The sequence below is a fragment of the Neisseria basseii genome (assembly GCF_962707005.1).
GTDB classification, from domain to species: domain Bacteria; phylum Pseudomonadota; class Gammaproteobacteria; order Burkholderiales; family Neisseriaceae; genus Neisseria; species Neisseria bergeri.
Map to the genome: position 1 here is coordinate 38,662 of NZ_CAUIXH010000006.1, position 24,439 is coordinate 63,100.

19 protein-coding genes are annotated in these 24,439 nt (G+C 52.9%); 12 read left to right on the forward strand and 7 right to left on the reverse strand.

Annotated features, from left to right (window positions below):
• The first annotated feature begins 31 nt into the window (after positions 1-31).
• The 4 genes from Q9I99_RS04850 to Q9I99_RS04865 all read left to right on the forward strand — a co-directional run bounded on the left by Q9I99_RS04850 (position 32) and on the right by Q9I99_RS04865 (position 4,773).
• Positions 32-1,975, forward strand: a complete 1,944-nt coding sequence (locus tag Q9I99_RS04850) for a DUF2075 domain-containing protein (protein ID WP_301667048.1) — start codon at positions 32-34, stop codon at positions 1,973-1,975.
• Positions 1,976-2,193: 218 nt separating this feature from the next.
• Positions 2,194-2,991 carry an ABC transporter permease gene (locus Q9I99_RS04855; RefSeq protein ID WP_301667049.1) on the forward strand — a complete coding sequence of 266 codons (798 nt, stop codon included), beginning with the start codon at positions 2,194-2,196 and terminating at the stop codon, positions 2,989-2,991.
• On the forward strand, positions 2,991-3,683 hold the full coding sequence (locus tag Q9I99_RS04860; protein ID WP_301667050.1) for an ATP-binding cassette domain-containing protein: 693 nt from the start codon (positions 2,991-2,993) through the stop codon (positions 3,681-3,683). The genes Q9I99_RS04855 and Q9I99_RS04860 overlap by 1 nt, the downstream gene beginning before the upstream one ends.
• Positions 3,676-4,773, forward strand: coding sequence for an NnrS family protein (locus Q9I99_RS04865; protein WP_301667051.1), 1,098 nt, complete (start codon positions 3,676-3,678; stop codon positions 4,771-4,773). The genes Q9I99_RS04860 and Q9I99_RS04865 overlap by 8 nt, the downstream gene beginning before the upstream one ends.
• A 47-nt stretch (positions 4,774-4,820) precedes the next feature.
• On the opposite strand, the gene Q9I99_RS04870 is transcribed toward Q9I99_RS04865, so the two are convergent.
• Together Q9I99_RS04870 and Q9I99_RS04875 are read right to left on the reverse strand one after the other, a co-directional pair.
• Positions 4,821-7,010, reverse strand: a complete 2,190-nt coding sequence (locus Q9I99_RS04870) for a primosomal protein N' (protein WP_301667117.1) — start codon at positions 7,008-7,010, stop codon at positions 4,821-4,823.
• Between the two features lie 41 nt (positions 7,011-7,051).
• On the reverse strand, positions 7,052-7,720 hold the full coding sequence (locus Q9I99_RS04875) for a hypothetical protein (RefSeq protein ID WP_301667052.1): 669 nt from the start codon (positions 7,718-7,720) through the stop codon (positions 7,052-7,054).
• Between the two features lie 255 nt (positions 7,721-7,975).
• On the opposite strand from Q9I99_RS04875, the gene Q9I99_RS04880 reads away from it, so the two are divergent.
• Positions 7,976-8,767, forward strand: a complete 792-nt coding sequence (locus Q9I99_RS04880) for a DsbC family protein (RefSeq protein WP_301667053.1) — start codon at positions 7,976-7,978, stop codon at positions 8,765-8,767.
• 101 nt (positions 8,768-8,868) lie between these two features.
• On the opposite strand, the gene Q9I99_RS04885 is transcribed toward Q9I99_RS04880, so the two are convergent.
• Positions 8,869-10,803: a MacB family efflux pump subunit gene (locus Q9I99_RS04885; protein WP_301667054.1), complete on the reverse strand. Its 1,935-nt coding sequence runs from the start codon at positions 10,801-10,803 to the stop codon at positions 8,869-8,871.
• Between the two features lie 70 nt (positions 10,804-10,873).
• On the reverse strand, positions 10,874-12,049 hold the full coding sequence (locus Q9I99_RS04890) for a MacA family efflux pump subunit (protein WP_301667055.1): 1,176 nt from the start codon (positions 12,047-12,049) through the stop codon (positions 10,874-10,876).
• Positions 12,050-12,274: 225 nt separating this feature from the next.
• Between Q9I99_RS04890 and Q9I99_RS04895 the strand changes: the two genes are divergently transcribed.
• The 3 genes from Q9I99_RS04895 (at position 12,275) to Q9I99_RS04905 (ending at position 14,205) form a co-directional block, all read left to right on the forward strand.
• Entirely contained in the window at positions 12,275-12,664 is a 390-nt protein-coding gene (locus Q9I99_RS04895) for a type IV pilin protein (protein ID WP_118997721.1), read from the forward strand.
• A gap of 284 nt (positions 12,665-12,948) precedes the next feature.
• Positions 12,949-13,995 carry an alcohol dehydrogenase AdhP gene (gene adhP, locus Q9I99_RS04900; protein ID WP_301667056.1) on the forward strand — a complete coding sequence of 349 codons (1,047 nt, stop codon included), beginning with the start codon at positions 12,949-12,951 and terminating at the stop codon, positions 13,993-13,995.
• A gap of 24 nt (positions 13,996-14,019) precedes the next feature.
• Complete coding sequence (locus tag Q9I99_RS04905) at positions 14,020-14,205, forward strand: hypothetical protein (protein WP_192879270.1); 186 nt, start codon at positions 14,020-14,022, stop codon at positions 14,203-14,205.
• 107 nt (positions 14,206-14,312) lie between these two features.
• On the opposite strand, the gene smc is transcribed toward Q9I99_RS04905, so the two are convergent.
• Entirely contained in the window at positions 14,313-17,798 is a 3,486-nt protein-coding gene (gene smc / locus Q9I99_RS04910; RefSeq protein WP_301667057.1) for a chromosome segregation protein SMC, read from the reverse strand.
• 248 nt (positions 17,799-18,046) lie between these two features.
• On the opposite strand from smc, the gene lpxH reads away from it, so the two are divergent.
• Complete coding sequence (lpxH, locus tag Q9I99_RS04915; RefSeq protein ID WP_301667058.1) at positions 18,047-18,769, forward strand: UDP-2,3-diacylglucosamine diphosphatase; 723 nt, start codon at positions 18,047-18,049, stop codon at positions 18,767-18,769.
• Positions 18,770-19,038: 269 nt separating this feature from the next.
• Positions 19,039-20,625: an L-lactate permease gene (locus tag Q9I99_RS04920; RefSeq protein ID WP_003712526.1), complete on the forward strand. Its 1,587-nt coding sequence runs from the start codon at positions 19,039-19,041 to the stop codon at positions 20,623-20,625.
• Between the two features lie 167 nt (positions 20,626-20,792).
• Here Q9I99_RS04920 and Q9I99_RS04925 read toward each other — a convergent pair whose 3' ends face one another.
• Complete coding sequence (locus Q9I99_RS04925) at positions 20,793-20,996, reverse strand: zinc-finger domain-containing protein (RefSeq protein WP_025458070.1); 204 nt, start codon at positions 20,994-20,996, stop codon at positions 20,793-20,795.
• Positions 20,997-21,111: 115 nt separating this feature from the next.
• Here Q9I99_RS04925 and Q9I99_RS04930 point away from each other — a divergent pair, with 115 nt between their 5' ends.
• Both Q9I99_RS04930 and Q9I99_RS04935 read left to right on the forward strand, forming a co-directional pair.
• Positions 21,112-21,609 (forward strand): DNA-mimic protein DMP19, encoded by a 498-nt coding sequence (locus Q9I99_RS04930; RefSeq protein ID WP_301667059.1) that lies wholly within the window; start codon positions 21,112-21,114, stop codon positions 21,607-21,609.
• A gap of 81 nt (positions 21,610-21,690) precedes the next feature.
• Positions 21,691-22,884, forward strand: coding sequence for an amino acid aminotransferase (locus Q9I99_RS04935; RefSeq protein WP_301667060.1), 1,194 nt, complete (start codon positions 21,691-21,693; stop codon positions 22,882-22,884).
• Between the two features lie 610 nt (positions 22,885-23,494).
• Here the strand turns inward: Q9I99_RS04935 and hemC are convergent.
• A complete protein-coding gene (hemC, locus tag Q9I99_RS04940; RefSeq protein ID WP_301667061.1) occupies positions 23,495-24,430 on the reverse strand; it encodes a hydroxymethylbilane synthase in 936 nt (311 codons plus the stop codon).
• Between the last annotated feature and the right edge of the window lie 9 nt (positions 24,431-24,439).

Below are 24,439 nucleotides of genomic sequence, written 5' to 3' on the forward strand. Positions count from 1 at the left end.
AGAAACACAATTAATATTAGGTAGATAAATTATGTTAAGAGCTTATTATGGTAAAAGTATTGCTGATTTTATCCAGGAAGATGATTTAAATATTCTTGGTACATTAGCTAAACATCATGGCTATCAAACACTAGAAAAATCGCAACAAAATGCATGGGAACGGCAAATTACCATTTTAAAGTCACAATTAGCAGAACTAACTGGTTATATTTATTTTGAATTTTCAATTCCAAGAATGGGGAAGCGTGTTGATAATATTGTAATTCTTGGAGATAAGATTTTTTTGCTAGAGTTTAAAATTGGCAGCGAACAATATGATAAGCATGCCATTGACCAAGTGATTGACTATGCACTTGATTTACGAAATTTTCATGAAGGTAGTCATTATGTAAATTTAATTCCTATATTGATTGCAGAGAAAGCGCCAATTTTTGAAAATAATTTTCAGACAGCACAAAATCTAGATCAGGCAATTTTATTGAATGCGCAGAATTTAAATGAGTTTTTAAAACCTCATGATTCAAGTAGTCTGATGGATGTTTTAGCTTGGGAGCAATCTCCATACAAACCAACGCCTACCATTATTGAAGCAGCACAAGCACTTTATCAAAATCATGATGTTGCAGAAATCACGCGTTCAGATGCTGGTGCAAAAAATTTATCAGCTACGGCTAATTGCATTAGTAACATTATTGAGCAAGCCAAACAAGGGAGTAAAAAAGCTATTTGTTTTGTTACTGGTGTTCCAGGTGCAGGGAAGACATTGGCTGGGCTCAATATTGCTAATCAGCGTTTAAAAGTAGCAGAAGATGAGCACGCTGTTTTCTTATCAGGAAATGGCCCGTTGGTACAAGTTTTGCAAGAGGCTTTAGCAAGAGATAGTGTCATTAAAAATAAAATCAAAAAAGAAAATGCATTAAAGGCAATCAAAGCATTCATTCAAAATATTCATCATTTTAGAGATGAATATTTGAAAAATTCACAGGCACCAACTGAAAAAGTTGTGGTATTTGATGAAGCACAACGAGCGTGGAATAAACATCAAACTTGTAAATTTATGCGTCAAAAACGCGGACGGCCAGATTTTAATCAGTCTGAACCAGAATTTTTGATTGAGGTAATGAATCGCCATCAAGATTGGTGTGTGATAGTTTGCTTGATTGGAGGAGGTCAAGAAATCAACACAGGGGAAGCAGGTCTTGTTGCCTGGATGCAAGCTTTGAAATCTTCTTACACAGATTGGCAGGTGCATTATTCTAATTTAATTGTCAATCAAGACAATTATTTACAAGATGCTGCAATAAAAAACTGGTTATCTACGACAGGCGTTGAGCAAAACCAGTTACATCTGGCTACTTCAGTGCGTTCGTTTCGGTCAGAAAAAGTTTCGGCATGGGTACACGCGTTATTAGACATGGATGAACAAGCCAAGTCACTTTGGAGAGAAATTAAAAGCAATTATCCTATTGTACTTACAAGAGATTTGCAAAAGGCTAAAGCATGGGTAAAGGCACAAGCCAAAGGAAGTGAGCGTTATGGCTTGGTGGCTTCATCTGGGGCGCGTCGTCTGAAAGCATTAGGAGTGCATGTCAAAAATGAAATCGACGTGGCCAATTGGTTTTTAAATCCCAAAGATGATGTGCGTTCCTCTTATTTTTTAGAAGATGTGGCAACAGAGTTTGACGTTCAAGGACTTGAGTTTGATTGGGTATGTCTAGCTTGGGGAGAAAATTTCTATTATCAGGATAACCAGTGGTGCTACCAATACTTTAAAGGGTACAAATGGCAAAATATCAATAAAGAAGAGGATAAACAGTTTACTAAAAATGCTTATCGAGTTTTATTGACCAGAGCGAGGCAGGGCATGGTAATCTGGATTCCCAAAGGCAGTGAAAGTGATAACACGCGTCAAAAAGAGTTTTATGATGGGACATATCAATACTTAAAATCTATCGGTATAGATGAATTGGTTTAACTGTAAATACAGTGTGTTTAAATTAAAACCTAAAGAATTTCCCCATACGCAAACTGCAAAACACGTTCTATATCACCACCAAAGGTAGTTATCTGCATAAGGAGCAGGAGCATAAGAAAGTCGTCTGAAAAGAACTTATGGTGTTTGTCCGATTGTCCACCCAACTTTTCAGACAGCCTATCATCTCCAAACCATCACTATGAACCAACACCCAAACCATGATTAAAACCGACAAAATCCGCAAACCGCAGCCTGCGCTGTTTTACATCATCGACTACCTTTGGAGCGGCTTTGCCGGTCTGGGCGTGGCGATGGTGGTGGTGGCGTTGTGGGCGTGGGGCAGCGCCGTGTTCGGTGAGTTTATGCTGCCTGCTCCGGTGGAGGTTTTTCAAAAGTCCTTGAATTTATTGAAATATTTTCAGGAAAACGAAATCGGGATTTCGCTGTGGCGGTCGGTGGTGGGCATTTCGATTGCTTTGGTAGCGGGATTGGCAGCGGGGCTGGTGGCGGGCAGTTTTAAAACGGCGATGGCGTTGCTCAAGCCTGTGATTACAATTTTGTTGGCGATGCCGCCGATTATTTGGGTGGTGATGGCGTTGTTTTGGTTCGGTTTCGGCAATCCGAGCGTGTTGTTTACCATCATTGTGTTGGTTGCGCCGCTGACGTTTGCGAGTGCGGCGGTCGGGATGGCGAGCGTGAACAAGCAGCATGAGGAGTTGTTTGACGCTTATAAATTAGGCCGTCTGAAAAAAATCCGTTATCTGTATATCCCGCATCTGACGGGCTATGTGATTTCCAGCGTCGGCGTAGCGGTGGCGATGGGTGTGAAGGTGGTGATTATGGCGGAACTCTTGGGCGCGAGCGAAGGCGTGGGCGCGCGGATTGCGGATGCGAGGGCGATGCTGGAGACTTCGACGGTGATGGCTTATGTGGTGTTGGTTATCGTGTTTGTGTCGCTGTTTGAATACTTGATTACCAAGCCTTTGGAAATTTTGTTTATGCCGTGGAGAAGGTGATGCTCTGTCTTGAAAACGTGCGTTTTGAAATTCTCCGCGACCCCATCGTGCGCGATTTCAGTTTGAACCTGCAACATGGCGAAGTGAAGGCCTTGTTCGGGCCGAGCGGCTGCGGCAAGACGACGGCTTTGCGGCTGATTGCGGGCTTGGAAACGCCGAAATCGGGCACGATACGCAATACTTTCCGCAAAACGGGTTTTCTGTTTCAGGAAAACCGCCTGCCTGAAAACCTGACCGCGATGCAGAATATCGCGATTTTTATGGACAAACCCGATGAAGGAGAAATCATCGCACTGGCGACGAAAGTCGGGCTGACTTCGGGTGATTTGAACAAATATCCGACCGAGTTGTCCGGCGGCATGGCGAAACGGGTGGCATTTTTACGCCTGCTGCTGTGTGGCTGCGACCTTGCCTTGCTGGACGAGCCATTTGTCGGTTTGGACCGCGATTTGCGCGATATTTTGGTCGCCATGCTGGTGGAAAAAATCGAGCGGCAGGGCATGGCGTGTATGCTGGTAACGCACGACCGCTTCGAAGCCGCGCGCCTGAGCCATGAAATTATGCTGCTTTCCGCTAAGGGCATGAACGTGCAAAACGTGATAACCCTGCCCACGCCGCTGTCCGAACGCAATTCGGCTTTTGAAGAAGCCGTGGTGGTAATGGAGTTTCAGGGGATTCATTATTATGAATAAATTTTTCACCCACCCCATGCGGCCGTTTTTCGTCGGTGCGGCGGTACTTGCCATACTCGGTGCGTTGGTGTTTTTCATCAACCCCGGTGCCATCGTCCTGCACCGCCAAATTTTCTTGGAACTTATGCTGCCGGCGGCATACGGCGGTTTTTTGACTGCCGCTTTGTTGGACTGGACGGGTTTTTCGGGCAACCTGAAACCTGCCGCTACTTTGATGGCGGTGTTGTTGCTTGTTACGGCTGTTTTATTGCCATTTTTACCGCAACTTGCCGCATTTTTCGTTGCCGCCTATTGGCTGGTGTTGCTGCTGTTCTGCGCCTGGCTGATTTGGCTCGACCGCAACACTGACAACTTCGCTCTTTTGACGTTGCTTGCCGCATTTACCGTTTTTCAGACGGCATACGCTGCAACCGGCGATTTAAACCTGTTGCGCGCGCAAGTGCATTTGAACATGGCAGCGGTCATGTTCGTATCCGTGCGCGTCAGCGTCCTTTTGGGCGCGGAAGCCCTCAAAAAATGCCGTCTGAAAGACCCTGTATTCATCCCCAACGTTGTCTATAAAAACATCGCCATCACCTTCCTGTTGCTGCACGCCGCCGCCGAACTTTGGCTGCCCGCGCAAACCGCCGGTTTTACCGCGCTCGCCGTCGGCTTCATCCTGCTTGCCAAGCTGCGCGAACTGCACCATCACGAACTCCTGCGCAAACACTACGTCCGCACTTATTACCTGCTCCAACTCTTTGCCGCCGCAGGCTATCTGTGGACAGGCGCGGCGAAACTGCAAAACCTGCCCGCCTCCGCGCCTCTGCACCTGATTACCCTCGGCGGCATGATGGGCGGCGTGATGATGGTGTGGCTGACCGCCGGACTGTGGCACAGCGGCTTTACCAAGCTCGACTACCCTAAGCTCTGCCGCATTGCCGTCCCCATCCTTTTCGCCGCCGCCGTCTCGCGCGCTGTTTTAATGAACGTAAATCCGATATTCTTTATCACTGTCCCCGCGATTCTGACCGTCGCCGTGTTTGTGCTTTACCTGCTGACATTCGTACCAATCTTTCGGGCAAATGCGTTTACGGATGATCCGGAATAAAACAAAAGGCCGTCTGAAAATTTCAGACGGCATCGGATTGCCAATAATCAAGCCTCCTGCGGATCGACATCCACCGACCATCTGATTTTGCCGTCGCGGTTTTGCTGCAACACCTGCACCCACAAACTCACGGCGCGGTGCAAATCCTGTCGGGATGGGGATTCGAGGAAGATTTGCGCGCGTTCGCGTTCGGCGAGGCGCACCATCAGCATAGGGGCGGCGCCGAACTGGGAGACGCTTTCTGGCAAAAGCGGGGCGAGGGTTTCTTTGGCTGCATTGAGAAATTCCATCGCATCGGCAACACGCGGCGCGTCGGCGCGGATGGCGATCTGGAAACCAAAGGGCGGCATGGCGAACATTTGCCGTTCGTTTAATTCGTTTTCGGCAAACACGGCATAGTCTTGCGCTTTGACGGCGGCGAAGACAGGATGTTCGGGCAGTTGGGTCTGTATCAACACCTTGCCGGGTTTGTCGGCGCGCCCCGCCCTGCCTGACACCTGCATCAGCTCGGCAAACAGCCTTTCCGGTGCGCGGAAATCCGCGCTGTACAGGCTGCCGTCGGCGTTCAATACGATAACGAGGTTGAGCCGCGCAAAATCATGGCCTTTGGCGAGCATCTGCGTACCGACCAGAATGTCGATTTCGTTGTCGGCGATGCGGCGGTACAAATCCACCCAGTCGTTTTTATGCGCGGTGCTGTCCCTGTCGACGCGGACGACGGCTGCCTTGGGCAGGAAGGCGCGCAGGGTTTCTTCGACGCGCTGCGTGCCGTGTCCGACGGCGGTCAGATCTTGGTTGCCGCAGTCGGGGCATTTGAACGGGACGGGTTCGCGGTGGTCGCAGTGGTGGCAGCGCAGTTGGTGGGCGCGTTGGTGCAGCACCATTTTGGCGGAGCAGTTCGGGCAGCCGAAGGTATGGCCGCAGTCGCCGCAAAACAGCGCGGGCGCGAAACCGCGACGGTTGAGGTACACCAGCGACATACCGCCCGCTTCAAAGTTCTGTTTCAAAAGCTGCAAGGCTTGCGGCGAGAAACCGTTGTCGAGTTTCAGACGGCCTACGTTGAGAATGTCCACTTGCGGCAGTTGCGCGGCGGTATGGGCGCGTTCGGTCAGTTGCAGCAGGCGGTACGCGCCGCTTTGCGCCTTGTGCCAACTCTCCAAACTGGGCGTAGCACTGCCCAACACGACGGGGCAGCCGCCCTGCTTCGCCCGCCACACCGCCAAATCGCGGGCGTGGTAGCGCAATTCGTTGTCTTGTTTGAACGAGCCGTCGTGTTCCTCATCGACCACAATCAGCCCGACATCATCCATCGGCGTGAACACCGCCAGCCGCGTGCCGATGACCAGCTTCGCCTGCCCCGACATCGCGCGCAGATAATCCTGCGTGCGCCTGCCTGCCGCCATCCGGCTGTGCAACACGGCAGTCGGTACGTCGGCAAAACGGTTTTCCACCCGCTTCAAAAGCTGCGGCGTGAGGTTGATTTCGGGCAACAGAAACAACACCTGCCGCCCCTGCGCCAACACTTTCGCCATCGCATCAAAATACACTTCGGTCTTGCCGCTACCAGTGATGCCGTACAGCAGAAACGGCCGGAAGCGTCCCAATGCCGTCTGAATGGCATCGGAAGCCTGCCGTTGGTCGGCATTCAACACAAATTCAGAGTGCGAAGCCTGCCCGTGGTACGACCTCAATACAGGTTTCGCCGCTTCCGTCGTTTCAATCCAGCCTTGTTCAGCCCAATCCTCAATCAATTTCGCCGCCTGCGCGTTCACCTGCTTCAACGCCGCCATCATCATTCCGCCCGACAGCAGCGCGTCCCACAAAGCCGCTTTTTTGTTGAACCGTGCCGGCGGCGGCGTTTGCGCCCTGCCCGCTTCGTTCAACGCATAAAACAAGGGCGGCTGCGGCATTTCCACCGCGCGCGTTTCCTTCAAACCCTGCGGCAGCGCGGCAAACACCGCCTGCCCCGTCGGATAGTGGTAATAACGCGACGTAAACGAGAGCAAATCACGCCAGCTTTCAGGCAGCGGTGGTTCGTCCGAAAAGGCCGTCTGAACGCTCAAAATCCGCGCCGTATCCATATCGGGCGCGATATCCGTTTCCCACACCATCCCGACAACAGTTTTATTGCGAAAAGGCACAAGCACCCGCGTTCCCGGAGGAAGCGGCTCGGAATACGAATAAGTCAAAAGGCCGTCTGAAAGCGGCACGTTTACGGCGATACGGTGGTAGATCATGGTGTGTAAAAAATGTTTGAGGTCGTCTGAAAAAACGGAAGCTATTTGCACAAATACAAACAGTCTTTACCTAAAGTAAAGCCATAACCCTGTTTCCACAAATCGAAATAAGGGCGGAGAAAATCACTGTCAGGCTTGTTACGGTAAAGCGGATATTGCAGATAGGCGGACAGGTAATAATCGCAATTTATAGAATAATAGGCTTCGTCCAACACTTGTTCGGGACTGTTGTCATCTGTATTACCCGTCTGCCATTCGCCAAATACCTCTCCCAACAAATCCCGAGTATCGTCAAACTCTTCCGCAGGCTCACCCAAACGTATCTGTTTAATCGCTGCCAAGGCTGCAATCAGCTCTTCGTCTTCAACAAAGCGGGCAAATTCGCGCAACCCTTCCAACAAACGCTCACCCGTCTCTCTCACTTCTGCCTCATCTTGCACAGGCGGGCAGAAATAGCCGGAAATATAGCCGCCGTCGAGGATTTCTTGGTTGTGTTCGGCAGTGTTTTGATACACAGGCATGATGCGCGCCAGCAATTCCTGTCCCTTTTCCAAAGGTTCAAACACCGCAGCCACGCCTTCTCCGTCGGGCATAAAACCTTGAAACAAACCGTAGAAATAATCTTCCCAGCCATTATATTTATCTGCTGCCTGCGGCTCTTCGCCCAGCAGCTTAAACAGATATTCAGCGTATTCTTGTTGGTTCATCATTTTTCTCAAAGTGTCGGTAAAATCTTTCAGTTGCCCGCAGCAAATCTTTCAGACGACCTCAAGCAGCACTAAAGTCCGCTCAGCCATCTGTTTACAGCGATGCGGTGGTAGATTATACAAGCAGGCAAATCATTTTTTTGCGTATTTTAACAGCCGGAAGCTATTTTCAGACGATAAATTGAGCCTCGGCGCAATGCAGGCGCAACAGAGGTTTGATACAATGCCCTCTTTTCCAACACGCGCAATCATCTTTATATGAAAACCAAGTTAATCAAAATCTTAACCCCCTTTACCGTCCTCCCGCTGCTGGCTTGCGGGCAAACGCCAGTTTCCAACGCCAACGCCGAACCCGCCGTCAAAGCCGAGTCCGCCGCCCCCGTACAAGGAAAAGTCGGCGAAGCCTTGAAAGCACGCCTCGAAAAAATTTACGAATCCCAAGACCTGAAAGTCATCAGCGTCAGCGAAACACCGGTCAGAGGCATTTACGAAGTCGTCATCAGCGGAAGGCAGATTATCTACACCGATGCAAACGCCGATTATCTATTTTCCGGCGAACTTCTTGACATCAACAACCGGAAAAACCTCACCGAACAGCGTATGGCAGATTTGAACAAAATCGACTTCGCTTCCCTGCCTTTGGACAAAGCCATCAAAGAAGTACGCGGCAACGGCAAGCTGAAAGTCGCCGTCTTCTCCGACCCGGACTGTCCGTTCTGCAAACGCTTGGAACACGAGTTTGAAAAAATGACCGACGTGACGGTTTACAGCTTTATGATGCCCATTGCCGGCCTGCACCCCGATGCCGCACGCAAGGCGCAAATCTTATGGTGCCAGCCCGACCGCGCCAAAGCGTGGACGGAATGGATGCGTAAGGGCAAATTCCCGGCCGGCGGCAGCATCTGCGACAACCCCGTCGCGGAAACCACTTCCTTGGGCGAACAGTTCGGCTTCAACGGCACACCAACCCTCGTCTTCCCCAACGGGCGCACCCAAAGCGGCTACAGCCCGATGCCCCAACTGGAGGAAATCATCCGCAAAAATCAATAACCCATCCGCAAAACAAAAGGCTTGGACCCGTGTTCCAAGCCTTTTTCAAATGCCGTCTGAAGCCTGTTGCGGCAGCTTCAGACGGCATCTTTGTGCCAACCTCAATCCTGCGCCAATGCGTCTATCGGATTGAGTTTGGCCGCCTTGTTGGCGGGCATAAAGCCGAACGCGATGCCGATTCCGGTCGAACAGGCGACCGCCCCGATAACGGATGCCGCCGAAATGTCCATCGGGAAATCGGTTACAAAATGATTGAACACGAGGCTGACGGCGGCGGACAAACCTACGCCGACCAAGCCTCCGATGATGCAGATTAACACCGCCTCAATCAAAAACTGCTGCAAGATATTGCCGCGCCGCGCACCGATTGCCATCCGTATGCCGATTTCTTTGGTGCGCTCGGTAACGGACACCAGCATAATGTTCATCACGCCGATGCCGCCGACTACCAATGAAATCAGGGCGATGGAGGAAATCAGCAGCTTCATCGTACCGGTGGTGCTTTCAACCATCTGCCTGATGCTGTCGCTGTTGTTCATAAAGAAATCTTCCGTGCCGTGCCGTGCTTTGAGTAGCTCGGTCAGCCCTTTTTCGGCAACCTGTGTGTTGGCATCGTCTTTGATTTTGACGGTGATGGAGTTGGTGTGGCTCTCGCCTGTGATTTGGTGCATCACCGTCGTATAGGGCGACCACAGCATCAATACGTCGGAATTGCCGAAAGCGTTTTCGTCTTTTTTCATCACACCGATGACGGTCAAGGGGCGTTTCCTGAACAAAATGGTTTTACCCAACGGATCCGAATCCGCAAAGAGTTTGTCTTTGACATTTTGGTCGATAACGACGACCTGCGCGTCTTCTTTCACATCGTTTTCGTCAAACAGCCGCCCCGTTTCCAGCTTCAGCCCGCGCACGTCGAAATATTGTTCGCCCACGCCGTAAAGCGAGGCGGTCAGGTCGGTATTGCGGTAAGTCAGCGTGCCGCCGCTCGAAGTCATGGGCGTGGCGGAAGCAACATAGCTTTGTTTGCCGATGATTTTCGCGTCGTCTATGGTCAGGGTTTTGATTTTGCCGCTGCGCCTGTCGCCGAAACCGCGCCCGGGGAAGATGCTGACGGTGTTCGTCCCCATCGAACTGATGTCTTCAAGGATTTTTTTCTGCGAACCGTTGCCCAATGCGACGACGGAGACAACCGAAGCGATACCGATGATGATGCCGAGCATGGTCAGAAGCGAACGCATTTTGTGCGCCAATACTGCTTGCACCGACATTCTGAAGGCTTCGACAAACTGGTCGTAATAAAACGACCACGAGGCTTTTTCCTGAATCCTCCCGACCTTGCTTGTGGGGATTTCGGGATTTTTCGAGGTGTCGGAAATGATTTCGCCGTCCCGGATTTCGATGACGCGGTTGGCGTTGGCGGCGATGCCGGGGTCGTGCGTGACCATAATGACGGTATGCCCGGCTTCGTGCAGCTTATGGATGATTTCCATCACGTTTTTGCCGCTGGCGGTATCGAGCGCGCCGGTCGGCTCGTCGGCGAAGATGATTTCTCCGCCGTTCATCAGGGCGCGGGCGATGGAGACGCGCTGCTGCTGTCCGCCCGAGAGTTCGCCGGGCTTGTTGCCCTCTTTGCTTGCCAAACCCAAATCCTGCAACAACTTCTCCGCCCGCGCGGAACGCTCTTTGCCGCCCATACCCATATACACGGCTGGCAGCGCGACGTTGTCCCTTGCGGTCAGCGAGCTTAAGAGGTTGTAGCGTTGGAAGATGAAACCGAAGCGTTCGCGGCGCAATGCCGCCAGTTCGTCAGGCTGCATTTTGGCAGTTTCGATGCCGTCGATTCGGTACGAACCGGAACCGGCGGTATCCAAACAACCGAGTATGTTCATCAGCGTGGACTTGCCCGAACCGGACTGCCCGATGATGGCGACAAAATCGCCCTTCTCTATCGACAGGCTGATGTCTTTCAAAATATGGACGCGGTTCTCGCCGCTGCCGAAATAGCGGTTGATGTTTCTACATTCGATCAAGCTCATAATGTTCCGTCAATCAGTATGATAAATGCCGTCTGAAACCGTTTCCGTGTTCAGACGGCATATTCGTTTATCAGCGCGGCGGGCCGCCCATCACGCGCACGCTGCTTTCCTGCTGTTCGTCCGCCGTCATTTCGGAGATGACCACTTTGTCCCCCTCTTTCAAACCGCTTTTCACTTCGGTATTCATACTGTCTTTCATACCGGTTCGGATTTCGCGCTCCACTGCTTTGCCGTCTGCACCCAACACGCGCACAAACGCCTTGCCGCCACGATTTTTCACGGTCAGCGACGGAATAATCAGCACATTTTTCACGCCGTCGATTTCAACCGTATTCTGCGTCGTCATCCCCGTGGCGAGTTTGCCGTCCGGATTGGGCACAAACGAACGGGCATAATAATAGACTGCATTGGAAGCCGTATCCGTACTGCTGTTGTAGCCGCCCGACGACATCGTGGTCAGCCCGGGGTCGACGCTGTCGAGCTTCGCCTTAATCGGCGTATCCGGTTCGGACAAAATCGTAAACGAAATATCCTGCCCCGCCTTCACCTTGGTAATATCGCCCTCGGCAATCTGCATTTTGTTCAACATCATATCCAGATTCGCCAATTGGACAATCGTCGGCGTAGACTGCGCCGCGTTCACGGTTTGCCCTTCTTCCACGGGAATCGCCACCACCGTGCCGTCCATCGTCGCGGTAATGCGCGTGTAGCCCAATTCCGACTCGGCGGTATTGATGGAAATTTTGCTCTGTCTGATTAAAGCCTTCAGCTCGGCAACATTGGCTTTGGCGGCGGCAAGCGCATCCTGCGCGCTTTCCAAATCTTCTTTAGAGGTCGCATCATCCTTCCACAACGCCGCCTGACGCTTATATTTCTTCTCCGCGCTGCCCAATGCAATCTGTGCCGATGCCAGCTTCGCCTGATACGTTTCCAATTTGGATTTTTCCATATTGAGCGTGTTGGTCTGCGTGGTCGAATTGATTTCCGCAATCAAATCGCCCTTTTTGACCTGTTGTCCGAGCCGGACATAAAGTTTCTTAATCTGCCCCGATGCCTGCGCGCCGACCGACACCAGATTCGACGGCGAAATCTCACCTGTCGCAGAAACCGTCCGGATGATGTCGCCGCGCCTGACCGTTTCCGTAATATAAGAAGCCTGCGGTTCGGGCTTCAGATAAGACCATCCGCCCCAAACCGCTGCCGCCGCGACTGCCGCAACAGCCGCCCATTTCATCATTTTTGCCATATTTTCAATTCTCTGTATGCGCCAATCCCATAAATCGGAAGCGGATTCTACCGCAAGTCCCTGCCCCATCCAAGGAGGCAAACTGCCGACAATAAAAATAACCATTTGTTTTAAATGGTTTATACAATCTGCTTTCCCGAAAATTTCAATCCGTTTACATATTCCGCCATTTCCGATACGGCGTTATAATGCCGCCGACCGATAAACAAATGGAAACACATTGCTATGAAAAACGTTCAAAAAGGCTTCACGCTGCTCGAGCTGCTGATTGCCGTCGCCATCCTCAGCATCCTGACGCTCATCGCCTACCCTTCTTATAAAGCCTACACCCGGCGCATCCGCCTGTCGGAAGTCAAATCCACCCTGCTGATGAACGCGCAAAACTTGGAGCGTTACTACCGCCAAAAAGGGACGTTTGACAACTATGACCCAAAAAAACTGAAACAAAACAAATATTTCAACATTACCTTAAGCAAAGTCAACCCCGACCACTTCACCCTTCAGGCCGTCCCCGATCCGGCGACCAACGAAGGCGAAACCTGCATCGTTACGCTCAACGACGGCGGCACGCTTTCCGCCGCCGGCAGCGGGCAGGACTGCCCGGACTTCGACTAATCCTCCGCCGAACCCGCAAACCCGCAAAAATGCCGTCTGAAGCTGTGTTCAGACGGCATTTTTGCGGGTTTGCCCATCCGGTTTTTCAAACTTGAAACCTGCCGCCCCCGCATCCGGCAACCGCCCCCGATGCTGCGCCTTTCCGAGCTGTTATAATATAACATATAATCTATATTTTTCAACAACATACTATTTGACCCGCAAGATGCGGAAGCGTATGCTTACCCTTATATCGGACAACATTCCGTTTACAGGTTTTTTTACCGTAACTAAGGAGCGCAATCATGAAAATGCAGGCAGTTGTTGTGAATAAAAATGTAGCAGGCGATGTGGAAGTAGTCGAACGCGAGGTTCGCCCGTTGGAATACGGCGAGGCGTTGGTCGAAGTCGAATATTGCGGCGTGTGCCACACCGACCTGCACGTTGCGGCAGGCGACTACGGCGACAAACCGGGCCGCGTATTGGGACACGAAGGCATCGGTTTGGTTAAAGAAGTTGCCGACGGTGTGAAAAATCTGAAAGTCGGCGACCGCGTCAGCATCGCCTGGCTGTTCCAAAGCTGCGGCTCGTGCGAATACTGCAACACCGGCCGCGAAACCCTGTGCCGTTCCGTATTGAACGCGGGCTACACCGCCGACGGCGGTATGGCGACCCACTGCATCGTCAATGCGGATTATGCGGTCAAAGTCCCCGACGGACTCGACCCCGCCCAAGCGTCCAGCATTACCTGTGCCGGCGTTACCTGCTACAAAGCCGTGAAAGTGTCCGGCGTGCGTCCGGGACAGTGGATTGCCATCTACGGCGCGGGCGGTTTGGGCAACTTGGGTGTCCAATACGCGAAAAAAGTATTCGGCGCGCACGTTGTCGCCATCGACATCAACGACGACAAGCTGGCGTTTGCCAAAGAAACCGGCGCGGATTTGGTTGTCAACGCTGCCAAAGAAGACGCTGCCAAAGTGATTCAGGAAAAAACCGGCGGCGCACACGCTGCGGTCGTAACCGCCGTATCTGCTGCCGCATTCAACTCTGCCGTGGATTGCGTCCGTGCGGGCGGACGTGTGGTTGCCGTCGGTCTGCCGCCGGAATCGATGGATTTGTCCATCCCGCGTTTGGTTTTGGACGGCATCGAAGTGGTCGGCTCGCTGGTCGGCACGCGCAAAGATTTGGAAGAAGCCTTCCAATTCGGCGCGGAAGGTTTGGTTGTACCCAAAGTCCAACTGCGTGCTTTGGATGAAGCTCCCGCCATTTTCCAAGAAATGCGCGAAGGCAAAATCACCGGCCGTATGGTAATCGATATGAAAAAAGAATGTGGCTGCGGCCATCACCACTGATTTGACGTGGCGGTACACATCGAAATGCCGTCTGAACGCTGTTCAGACGGCATTTTTTATGGATTTGGATTTGATTTTAATCCGTTCTGTTTGAAATATAGTGAATTAACAAAAATCAGAACAAGGCGGCGAGCCGCAGACAGTACAGATAGTACGGAACCGATTCACTTGGTGCTTCAGCACCTTAGAGAATCGTTCTCTTTGAGCTAAGGCGAGCCAACGCAGTACCGGTTTAAATTTAATTCACTATACCGTCTGAAAACCCGTACCGCAACACATCATTAAAAACGGCAAGATTCAGCCGTTCTGCAACCCGTTTAAACAGCTTCCGCCATTTCCAACGCCTGTTTGATGTCCACGGCTACAACGCGCGATACGCCTTTTTCCTGCATGGTTACGCCGACGAGCTGCTCTGCCATTTCCATGGTCAGGCGGTTGTGGGAGATGTAGAGGAACTGGGTTTGCGCCGACATTTCTTTGACCAGGTTGCAGAAACGCGAGGTGTTGGCGTCGTCCAGCGGGGCGTCGACCTCGTCCAAAAGGCAGAAGGGGGCGGGGTTGAGGCTGAACAGGGCGAACACGAGGCTCATGGCGGTAAGGGCTTTTTCGCCGCCGGAAAGGAGGTGGATGGTGCTGTTTTTCTTGCCGGGCGGACGCGCCATGATGGACACGCCGGCGGTCAGGAGGTCGTCGCCTATCATTTTGAGGGTGGCTTCGCCGCCGCCGAACAGGGTCGGGAAGAAGGTTTGGACTTTGCTGTTGACGGCATCGAAGGTTTCTTTGAAACGCGCTTTGGTTTTGTCGTCGATTTGGGCGATGGCTTCTTCCAAAAGAGTAATGGCTGCCTGCACGTCTTCGCTCTGGCTGCGGTAGTAGCCGTCGCGTTCGCGCGCTTCTTCGAGTTCTTGCAGGGCGGCGAGGTTGACCGCGCCGAGGGCTTCGATTTGTTGCGAAAGGCTGCCGATGCTGCTGTTCAATACTTTCGGCGATTCTTTCGCCAACGCTTCGAGCGCGTCCAAATCGGCGGCACGTTCGGTCAGGTTTTGATGGTAGCGTTTGGCGTTGATTAGGGCTTCCTGTTGTTGCAACAGGGCGGTTTGGGTGGCTGCCTGAAGCTGCGGCAGCTTGGTTTGCAGGGTTTGCACTTTAGCGTATTGCTCCCTGCCCTGCTCCTGAATCTGCGCGAGTTTTTCTTGTACGACGATATATTCTTCGTCCAAAGTCTGTACGGCTTCGCTTAATTCTTCAAGCTTGATGTGCTGCTCGTCGTTTTGGAACTCGGTCTCATAGGCGAGGGCAAGCTCTTGCTGGCGTTCCTGCCAGTCTAGGGTTTGCTGTTCGAGCCGGGCGATTTGCTGCTGGTAGTTTTGTTTTTGCTGGTTGAGTTTGTGGACGGCGACTTCGGCCAACCCGTATTGGCGGTTGGCTTCCAACAAGGCAAGCTGAGCCTGTTTCAGACGGCCTTGCTGTTCTTGGCGGTTGTGTGCGGTGGTTTGCTGTTGGTGTTCGAGTTCGGCGGCGGCTTCCTGCAAAGTAGCGATGTCGTCTGAAAGCCCGTCGGACGTGTGTTGCAACACGGTCTGTTCTTCCGCCAACTGCGCCAGTTCGCGCTCGATGTGTTCGCGGCGGATTTGCCCTTGGTTGGTGCGTGCCAGAAGTTCGGCGGCACGTTGCTGCGCTTGGCTGTATTGGCGCGTGTGCTGTTGTTGCTGCTGCATCAGGTTTTTGTGCTGCGTTTCAGACGAGCGCACAGCAGCCTCCGCCTGTTTGAACGCGGCTTCGGCGGCGGAGAGTTCGGGGGCGAGGTTTTCCAGTTCGGAAGCAATGCCGTCGAGGCGTGCTTTTTGGGCAATCAGGCTTTCCTGCGCGGGTTTGGCATAGAGCAGGACGCTGACTTTGTCGACCTGATGGCCTTCGGGCGTGAGCCAGATTTGATGCGCGCCCAAATCGTTTTGATGCGCGAGGGCGTAGCTCAAATCGGGCGCGCACAATACGCCGTCGAGCCAGTGGTGCAATGCCGTCTGAAACGGCGGCTGCGCTTGGATTTGGTTCAGTAATGCCTGTACGGGCAGAGATTTTTTGATGCCGCCGGAGAGGCCGTCTGAAAGCCATGCCGCCTGCCCCTGCGGCAACGGCGCGGGCGGAACGAAACCAGACGGCACGCTGCGGGCGTGCAGGCGTTCGGCAAGGATGACGGACAAGGCGTGCTGCCACTCGGCGGGCGCGGTGATGTGTTGCCACAGTTGCGGCGCGGCGGCGTGGTCGGTTGCCTGCCAGAAGTCGGCGGCTTCCTGCTGTTGCGACAGGATTTGCGACAACGCCTGCTGCTGCGCCTGCAAGGTGATGTGTTGCTGCTTCAGGCTTTGGAAGCGGTTTGATGCCGTCTGAAACACCTCGCGTGCGGCGTGCAAGGCTTCTTCGGCGGCGATGATTTGTTCTTCGTAATGCTCTTGCCGGCCTTGCAACAAGGCAGCGGCTTCCTGCGCGGCGGCGGTTTCGGCCTCATCGGGCAGGTTCAGGGCTTGGTTTTCCTGTTTCAGACGGCCTTTGCGCTCTTCGTGCTTGGCAATCGTTTGTCCGGTATGGGCAAGCTGCTGCTGCTTCAACGCCAGTTCGCGGCGGATGCGGTTTGCCTCGTCCTGCCGGGTTTGGAAGGCGGCGTTGAGCGTGGCTTGGGCTTCTTCCAATTCGGGCAGACGCTCCTCGTGTTCGGCAACCTGCATCGCCCATTCCGCCAACTCGGTTTGCTTTTCTTCGACCTGCAACTCGTTTTCTTCAAGCTGCACACGGATTTGCTGCTGCTCCTGATGGATGCGCTGCATCTGCGCCTGCGCCGCCTGCTTGTCGCGTTCGATGCGTTGGTGCAGGTTTTGCCGGTGGCGGATTTGTTCTTCCAAACGGGCAATCTGCTCGCGCAACACGCCGCGTTTGTTGCCCAATTCGTGTACCGCCTGCTGCTGCGCCTGTTCGGCGGCCTGCAAGGCGTGTACTTCGTCGTTTAACGCCTGAACCTGCGCGGCGGTTTCGTCCTGCTGCGCCTGCAAAGACTGATGCTGCGCGGTCGCCTTATCGGCGGCGGCAAGCGATTGCTGCCATTGGGCGTAATCGAGCAAATCCTGTTGCCGGTTCAACTGCGCGGTCAGAGATTTGTAGCGTTCGGCGGTTTCCGCCTGTTTCTCCAGCTTTTCCACCTGACGCGCCAACTCGTTCTGCAAATCGCCCAAACGCTGCAAATGCTCGCGCGTATCTTTCAGACGGCCTTCCGTCTCCTTGCGGCGTTCCTTATATTTGGACACGCCCGCCGCCTCTTCGATATAGGCGCGCAACTCCTCCGGCCGCGCTTCGATGATGCGCGAAATCATCCCCTGCTCGATAACGGCATAACCGCGCGCGCCCACGCCCGTACCCAAGAACAAATCGGTAATATCGCGGCGGCGCACGGTCTGATTGTTGATGAAATAAGTCGATTCGCCCTGCCGCATCAGCTGCCGCTTGATGCTCACCTCGGCATACTGCCCCCACGCACCCTGCAAACTGTGGTCGCTGTTGTCAAACACCAGCTCCACCGAAGCCCTCGGTGCAGGACGGCGCGTTGCCGCACCGTTAAAAATCACGTCCTGCATACTCTCGCCGCGAAGCTGCTTCGCCGAAGCCTCGCCCAACACCCAGCGCACCGCGTCAATCACATTCGACTTGCCGCAGCCGTTGGGCCCGATAACCGCAACAAGCTGCCCCGGCACATGAATCGTGGTCGGGTCGGTAAAAGATTTGAAGCCGGAAAGTTTGATGTGGGTCAGGCGCATAATGGTCGGAAAAAATAAAAAAGAAGCGTATTTTAACGGAAATCCCGCCACACCACCCCATATCTTTCCGGCAAAACCTTACCGCATCCGCCCCGCGCGATGCCGTCTGAAGCCTTCAGACGGCATTTTTAACGCGCCCGAACCCCGGTTCCGCCAACGCCCGATGCTTGGCGCGGCATTTGCCGTATTGCCCCGCCGCCGGGCGCGTTATAATCCGCCACGACATCCGCCCGATTGGAAACCTGCCTATGCGACCCTCCTATTTCATTTCCGACCTGCATTTGAGCGAAAAGCATCCCGAACTGACCGCGCTGTTGCTGCGTTTTTTACGTTCTTCCGCCGCCGGACAGGCGCGGGCGGTTTATATTTTGGGCGATTTGTTTGATTTCTGGGTGGGCGATGACGAAGTTTCCGAGTTGAATACTTCGGTTGCGCGTGAAATCAGGAAATTGTCCGACAAAGGCGTTGCCGTGTTCTTTGTCAGGGGTAACCGCGACTTCCTAATCGGTCAGGATTTTTGCCGGCGTGCGGGCATGACGCTACTGCCGGATTACTCGGTTTTGGACTTGTTCGGCTGCAAAACCCTCATCTGCCACGGCGACACTCTGTGTACGGATGACAGGGCATACCAACGTTTCCGCAAAATCGTGCATCGGAAGCGGCTGCAAAAACTGTTCCTGATGCTGCCTCTGAAGTGGCGCACACGCCTTGCCGCCAAAATCAGGCGTGTCAGCAAAATGGAAAAACAGGTCAAGCCCGCCGATATTATGGATGTCAATGCCGCCTTTACCACGCGGCAGGTTCGCGCCTTTAACGCGGAAAGGCTGATACACGGGCACACCCACCGCGAGCATATCCATCACGAAAACGGCTTTACCCGCATCGTTTTGGGCGACTGGCATAACGACTATGCTTCAATCCTCCGCGTGGACGGGGACGGCGCGGTATTCGTGCCGCTGGAAAAATGCTGAAAATGCCGTCTGAAGCCTTTCGGGCGGCTTTTTTTTACACGCCCCTTTCCCACACTCCCTCCGCCGCATCATCACCATCCTTAACCCGCATTAATAGCCATTATCGATAAAATGCTTGACCGATTACATAAGATTACGTAAAGTGTGCAAACGCATAATAATTGGTCTTACCAATTTATCTTTTAACCAAAATATCGGGTGTGCGGGATTTGAACGTCTTTCCAAACCTCAACGCGCCTTATGATGCAAATGCCTAAAAAGGATTCGTTATGGCACTTTTCCTCAGCATATTCCCCATCGTCCTGCTGATTTGGCTGATGGTGAAAAAAAACAGTATGCCTTCCTACGTCGCGCTGCCGATTACCGCAGTGCTGATTTACGCCATCAAACTTTTCTACTTCGGCGATGCGGGAATGCTGCTCAACGCCACCGCCGCTTCCGGCCTCGTCAAAACGCTCACGCCGATTACCGTGATTTTCGGCGCGATTATGTTCAACCGTATGATGGAAACCACGGGCTGCATCGATGTCATCCGCAAATGGCTGGCGACCATCAGCCCGAATCCCGTAGCGCAACTGATGATTATCGGCTGGTCGTTTGCCTTTATGATTGAAGGCGCATCCGGCTTCGGCACGCCTGCTGCGATTGCCGCGCCGATTCTGATGAGCTTGGGCTTCAATCCGTTGAAAGTGGCGATTTTCACTTTGGTGATGAACTCTGTCCCCGTCTCTTTCGGCGCGGTCGGTACGCCGACTTGGTTCGGTTTCGCACCGCTGAACCTGAGTGCCGAAGACATCCTCGCCATCGGCAGGCAGACCGGCGTGATGCACTTCTTCGCAGGTTTCGTCATCCCCGTCATCGGCTTGAGTTTTATCGTGCCTTGGTCTGAAATCCGCAAAAACTTGGGCTTCGTCGCCATTGCCGTTTTCTCCTGTACCCTTCCCTATGTCGCATTGGCAATGGTCAACGAAGAATTTCCTTCTTTGGTTGCCGGCGCAATCGGTCTGATGTTTTCCGTATTTGCAGCTAATAAAGGCTGGGGCTTGAGCAAAGACCACGCCAAAGACCCGAATGCCGAAAAAGTGCCGTTCGCCCAAGTCGCCAAAGCACTTGCCCCTTTAGGTATGCTGATCGGTATGCTGGTGGTTACGCGCATCAAACAGCTCGGCATCAAAGGCATTTTGACCAGCAAAGAAGAATGGTTCAGCTTCCAACTGCCGTTTGATTTGTCCAAAATTACCGTCAGCGACTCCCTGACGATTACCTTCGGCAATATTTTCGGACAAGATGTCAGCGCGTCTTACCAAACGCTGTACGTTCCCGCTTGGATTCCGTTTGTCTTTACCGTTTGGATCTGCATCCTGCTGTATAAGACCAAATTCAAAGATGCTTGGACGATTTATGCCGTAACCTTCAATCAAACCAAAAAACCGCTGCTTGCCCTGATGGGCGCGCTGATTATGGTGCAGCTGATGCTGGTCGGCGGCGACAATTCGATGGTGAAAATCATCGGTAAGGAATTTGCCGCAATGGCGGGCGAACACTGGGTTTATTTCTCGCCGTATCTGGGCGCGATCGGCGCGTTCTTCTCCGGTTCCAACACCGTGTCCAACCTGACCTTCGGTCCGATCCAACAGCAAATCGCACTGGATACCGGCCTGTCCGTTACCCTGATTCTGGCGTTGCAGTCCGTCGGCGGCGCGATGGGCAATATGGTGTGCCTCAACAACATCATCGCCGTATGTACCGTATTGGACGTGAAAAATTCCGAAGGTGCGATTATCAAGAAAACCGTTATCCCGATGGCGATTTACGGCGTGATTGCCGTCGTCACAGCAATGATTTTCTTCCTCTAGGCGAAACGCCGCCATCCATAGCGGCAGCACGCGGGGAACGGAAACCGCCGTTCCTCGTCAGAGCGGCGCGTCGGGCAGAATCTCGGTGCCGGAACAGCCCACCCTGCCAAACAAATGCCGTCTGAAACCGGAAAAGGCTTCAGACGGCATTTTTCCGCCGTTTGCATTCAGACGTAGTGATGATGCGGCATCTTGCCGTCAAGGCGGTAGCGCGTGCCGCAATACGGACAAGAAACGCTGCCCGATTCTCCTTCACCCAAAGGCAAAAACACTCTCGGATGCCCGTTCCACTGCTCGTTGTCGGGCCCCGAGCAATACAGCGGCAGATTTTCCGGCAACACGGAAATTTCCTGCGGATTCAGATTATCCATTTGATTTTCCTTTGCGTGGTTGGTGTACGCCTATTTTACGCCATCGGCAGGCTAAAGGATATTTTCGGCGCAAAGCCGCAATCCGCTATAATCCCCACTTTTCAGACGGCATACCATGACTGCGCTTACCCTCCCTGAAAACATCAAACAACAAGAGCCATCCGCCCTGCTCTACACCCTCGTTTCCGCCTACCTCGAACACACCGCCCAAACCGGCGACGAATCCCTCTCCTGCCTGTCCGACGACCAGCACACGCTGACCGCATTCTGCTACCTCGACAGCCAAGTCGAAGAAGGCGGCTTCGTACAGCTTATCGCCTCCGGCTACGGCGAATACATTTTCCGCAACCCGCTTGCCGACAGCCTGCGCCGCTGGAAAATCAAAGCCGTGCCGAAAGTCTTGGACAAAGCCAAAGCCCTCTACGAACAACACGGCGAAAACATCGAAACGCTTGCCGACGAAGGGCGGGACATCCCTTCCCTGCGCAAACAGTTCCCCGACTTTGAAGAATGGGACGGCGCATACTACGAAGCCGCCGAACAAGATTTACCCCTGCTTGCAGAACACATACGGTCAAACTGGGAAACCTTCGCCCATATCGGGCAGGCGTGATTGCGTCTGTTTCCAGCCCGTGTAAAACAGCGTAAAATCGGCAAACCCGAATGACCTTCCGTCCCCATCAAGGAGCAAGCTATGTTCTTCAAGCACATCGAAGCCGCCCCCGCCGATCCGATTCTCGGTTTGGGCGAAGCGTTCAAAGCCGAAACCCGCCCCGAAAAAGTCAACCTCGGCATCGGCGTGTACAAAGACGCATCCGGCGCGACACCCATTGTCAAAGCCGTCAAAGAAGCCGAAAAACGCCTGTTGGAAAGCGAAACCACCAAAAACTACCTGACCATCGACGGCGTTGCCGACTACAACGAGCAAACCCAAATCCTGCTGTTCGGCAAAGACCACGAAATCATCGCCAGCCGCCGCGCCAAAACAGCACAAAGCCTTGGCGGTACAGGCGCATTGCGTATTGCGACCGAGTTTGCCAAACGTCAGTTGAACGCGCAAACCATCTGGATTTCCAATCCGACTTGGCCAAACCACAACGCCATCGCCAAAGCGGTCGGTATCCAAGACAAACCTTATCGCTACTATGATGCCGCCAAACACGGTTTGGATTGGGACGGTATGATTGAAGACTTGAGCCAAGCGCAAAAAGGCGACATCGTCCTGCTGCACGGCTGCTGCCACAACCCTACCGGCATCGACCCTACGCCCGAACAATGGGAAACTCTGGCAAAACTTTCTGCCGAAAAAGGCTGGCTGCCGCTGTTTGACTTTGCCTACCAAGGCTTCGGCAACGGTCTGGAAGAAGATGCCTACGGCTTGCGCGTGTTCTTGAAACACAATACAGAATTGCTGATTGCCAGTTCTTATTCCAAAAACTTCGGTATGTACAACGAGCGCGTCGGCGCGTTCACTTTGGTGGCCGAAGATGAAGAAACAGCAGCCCGCGCCCACAGCCAAGTCAAAACCATCATCCGTACCTTGTATTCCAACCCGGCCTCGCACGGCGCGAACACTATTGCGCTGGTGTTGAAAAATGATGATTTGAAAGCACAATGGATTGCTGAACTCGATGAAATGCGCGGCCGTATCAAAGCCATGCGCCAAAAATTTGTCGAGTTGCTCAAAGCCAAAGGTGCTACCCAAGACTTTGATTTTATTATTGAACAAAACGGCATGTTCTCTTTCAGCGGCTTGACTCCCGAACAAGTCGACCGCCTGAAAAACGAGTTTGCCATTTATGCCGTCCGTTCCGGCCGTATCAACGTCGCCGGCATTACCGACGACAACATCGATTATCTGTGCGAAAGCATCGTGAAAGTACTGTAAAAAGCACAGCCATATGAAAATGCCGTCTGAACCTTAACCAGTTCAGACGGCATCTGTTTTTTGTTAAAAAACAATAAACTATAACAATTTCAAACAAGCTAAAAACATCTATAAAATCAACCCAATATGATGAACTCAAATAAAAAATACGAATATCATCATTCTCAAATTCAAAATTTGAACGCCACAGTATAGTGGATTAACTTTAAACCAGTACGGCGTTGCCTCGCCTTGCCGTACTATCTGTACTGTCTGCGGCTTCGTCGCCTTGTCCTGATTTTTGTTAATCCACTATATTATCCGAAGCCACAAAAACCTTTCCGCCATCATTCCCGCGCAGGTGGGAATCCGGGAACCCAATGCTGCAAGAATTGATTAGAAACAACTGAAACCGAGCAAACCGGATTCCCGCCTGCGCGGGAATGACGAAATAAGGCGAGCAAAACCGATGAAATAAATTAATTAAAAACAATAACTTATATTATTTTCTTTATAGTGGATTAACAAAAATCAGGACAAGGCGACGAAGCCGCAGACAGTACAGATAGTACGGCAAGGCGAGGCAACGCCGTACTGGTTTTTGTTAATCCACTATAAATTTTCGATAAAATCAATTTTCCCTATTCAATACTGCTCCAATCAATTCCTGCGCACCGTCGTCCGCCAATTTCTTAGCAACTGCGCGTCCGAGCGCGTCGGCGTATCCGGCAGGGGCTTGCGCGTCCGCCTGCAACACAACCGATCCGTCGGGGTGTCCGACCAGACCGCGCAAGGTCAGCAAGCCGTTTTCTTCCGTGCAATATGCGGCCAGCGGCACTTGGCAGCTTCCGCCCAAAGCGCGTGCGAGGGCGCGTTCGGCGGTAACGCAGGCATTGGTAACGCCGTGGTTCAAGGGTTTCAAAACTTCATACAAATCTTCGCGATGCGCTGCAATTTCAATACCCAATGCGCCTTGTCCGGCGGCAGGCAGGCTGTCGGATTCCGACAAAATCATGCGGATGCGTTCGTCCAATTCCAGACGCTGCAAACCGGCGGCAGCCAAGATAATCGCGTCGTATTCGCCGTTATCGAGTTTGGACAACCGGGTTTGCACATTGCCGCGCAAAGGTTTGATGACCAAATGCGGATAGCGCGCGCGCAACTGGGCTTCGCGGCGCAGGCTGGATGTGCCGACGACGGCACCTTTGGGCATTTCTTCCAGACGCGCGTATTGGTTGGACACAAACGCGTCAAACGGATTGGCGCGTTCGCCGATGGCTGCAAGCGCGAAACCTTCAGGCAAATCCATCGGCACGTCCTTAATCGAATGCACCGCCAAATCGGCGCGACCGTCATACAAAGCCTGTTCCAACTCTTTGACAAACAAGCCTTTACCGCCGATTTTCGACAGGGTTTTGTCCAAAATCTGATCGCCGCGCGTGGTCATGCCCAAAATTTCGACTTCGCAATCGGGATACAGCTCCTTCAGACGGCCTTGGATATGTTTCGCCTGCCACATGGCAAGCAGGCTTTCGCGGCTGGCGATGACGAGTTTTTTCGGGTTCATGTTCAATGC

Bases quoted from the DNA above. Each gene is read 5' to 3' on its own strand.
- Q9I99_RS04850 (WP_301667048.1), top strand. From the start codon at position 32: ATGTTAAGAGCTTATTATGGTAAAAGTATTGCTGATTTTATCCAGGAA.
- Q9I99_RS04855 (WP_301667049.1), top strand. From the start codon at position 2,194: ATGATTAAAACCGACAAAATCCGCAAACCGCAGCCTGCGCTGTTTTAC.
- Q9I99_RS04860 (WP_301667050.1), top strand. From the start codon at position 2,991: ATGCTCTGTCTTGAAAACGTGCGTTTTGAAATTCTCCGCGACCCCATC.
- Q9I99_RS04865 (WP_301667051.1), top strand. From the start codon at position 3,676: ATGAATAAATTTTTCACCCACCCCATGCGGCCGTTTTTCGTCGGTGCG.
- Q9I99_RS04870 (WP_301667117.1), bottom strand. From the start codon at position 7,010: ATGATCTACCACCGTATCGCCGTAAACGTGCCGCTTTCAGACGGCCTT.
- Q9I99_RS04875 (WP_301667052.1), bottom strand. From the start codon at position 7,720: ATGATGAACCAACAAGAATACGCTGAATATCTGTTTAAGCTGCTGGGC.
- Q9I99_RS04880 (WP_301667053.1), top strand. From the start codon at position 7,976: ATGAAAACCAAGTTAATCAAAATCTTAACCCCCTTTACCGTCCTCCCG.
- Q9I99_RS04885 (WP_301667054.1), bottom strand. From the start codon at position 10,803: ATGAGCTTGATCGAATGTAGAAACATCAACCGCTATTTCGGCAGCGGC.
- Q9I99_RS04890 (WP_301667055.1), bottom strand. From the start codon at position 12,049: ATGGCAAAAATGATGAAATGGGCGGCTGTTGCGGCAGTCGCGGCGGCA.
- Q9I99_RS04895 (WP_118997721.1), top strand. From the start codon at position 12,275: ATGAAAAACGTTCAAAAAGGCTTCACGCTGCTCGAGCTGCTGATTGCC.
- adhP (WP_301667056.1), top strand. From the start codon at position 12,949: ATGAAAATGCAGGCAGTTGTTGTGAATAAAAATGTAGCAGGCGATGTG.
- Q9I99_RS04905 (WP_192879270.1), top strand. From the start codon at position 14,020: ATGCCGTCTGAACGCTGTTCAGACGGCATTTTTTATGGATTTGGATTT.
- smc (WP_301667057.1), bottom strand. From the start codon at position 17,798: ATGCGCCTGACCCACATCAAACTTTCCGGCTTCAAATCTTTTACCGAC.
- lpxH (WP_301667058.1), top strand. From the start codon at position 18,047: ATGCGACCCTCCTATTTCATTTCCGACCTGCATTTGAGCGAAAAGCAT.
- Q9I99_RS04920 (WP_003712526.1), top strand. From the start codon at position 19,039: ATGGCACTTTTCCTCAGCATATTCCCCATCGTCCTGCTGATTTGGCTG.
- Q9I99_RS04925 (WP_025458070.1), bottom strand. From the start codon at position 20,996: ATGGATAATCTGAATCCGCAGGAAATTTCCGTGTTGCCGGAAAATCTG.
- Q9I99_RS04930 (WP_301667059.1), top strand. From the start codon at position 21,112: ATGACTGCGCTTACCCTCCCTGAAAACATCAAACAACAAGAGCCATCC.
- Q9I99_RS04935 (WP_301667060.1), top strand. From the start codon at position 21,691: ATGTTCTTCAAGCACATCGAAGCCGCCCCCGCCGATCCGATTCTCGGT.
- hemC (WP_301667061.1), bottom strand. From the start codon at position 24,430: ATGAACCCGAAAAAACTCGTCATCGCCAGCCGCGAAAGCCTGCTTGCC.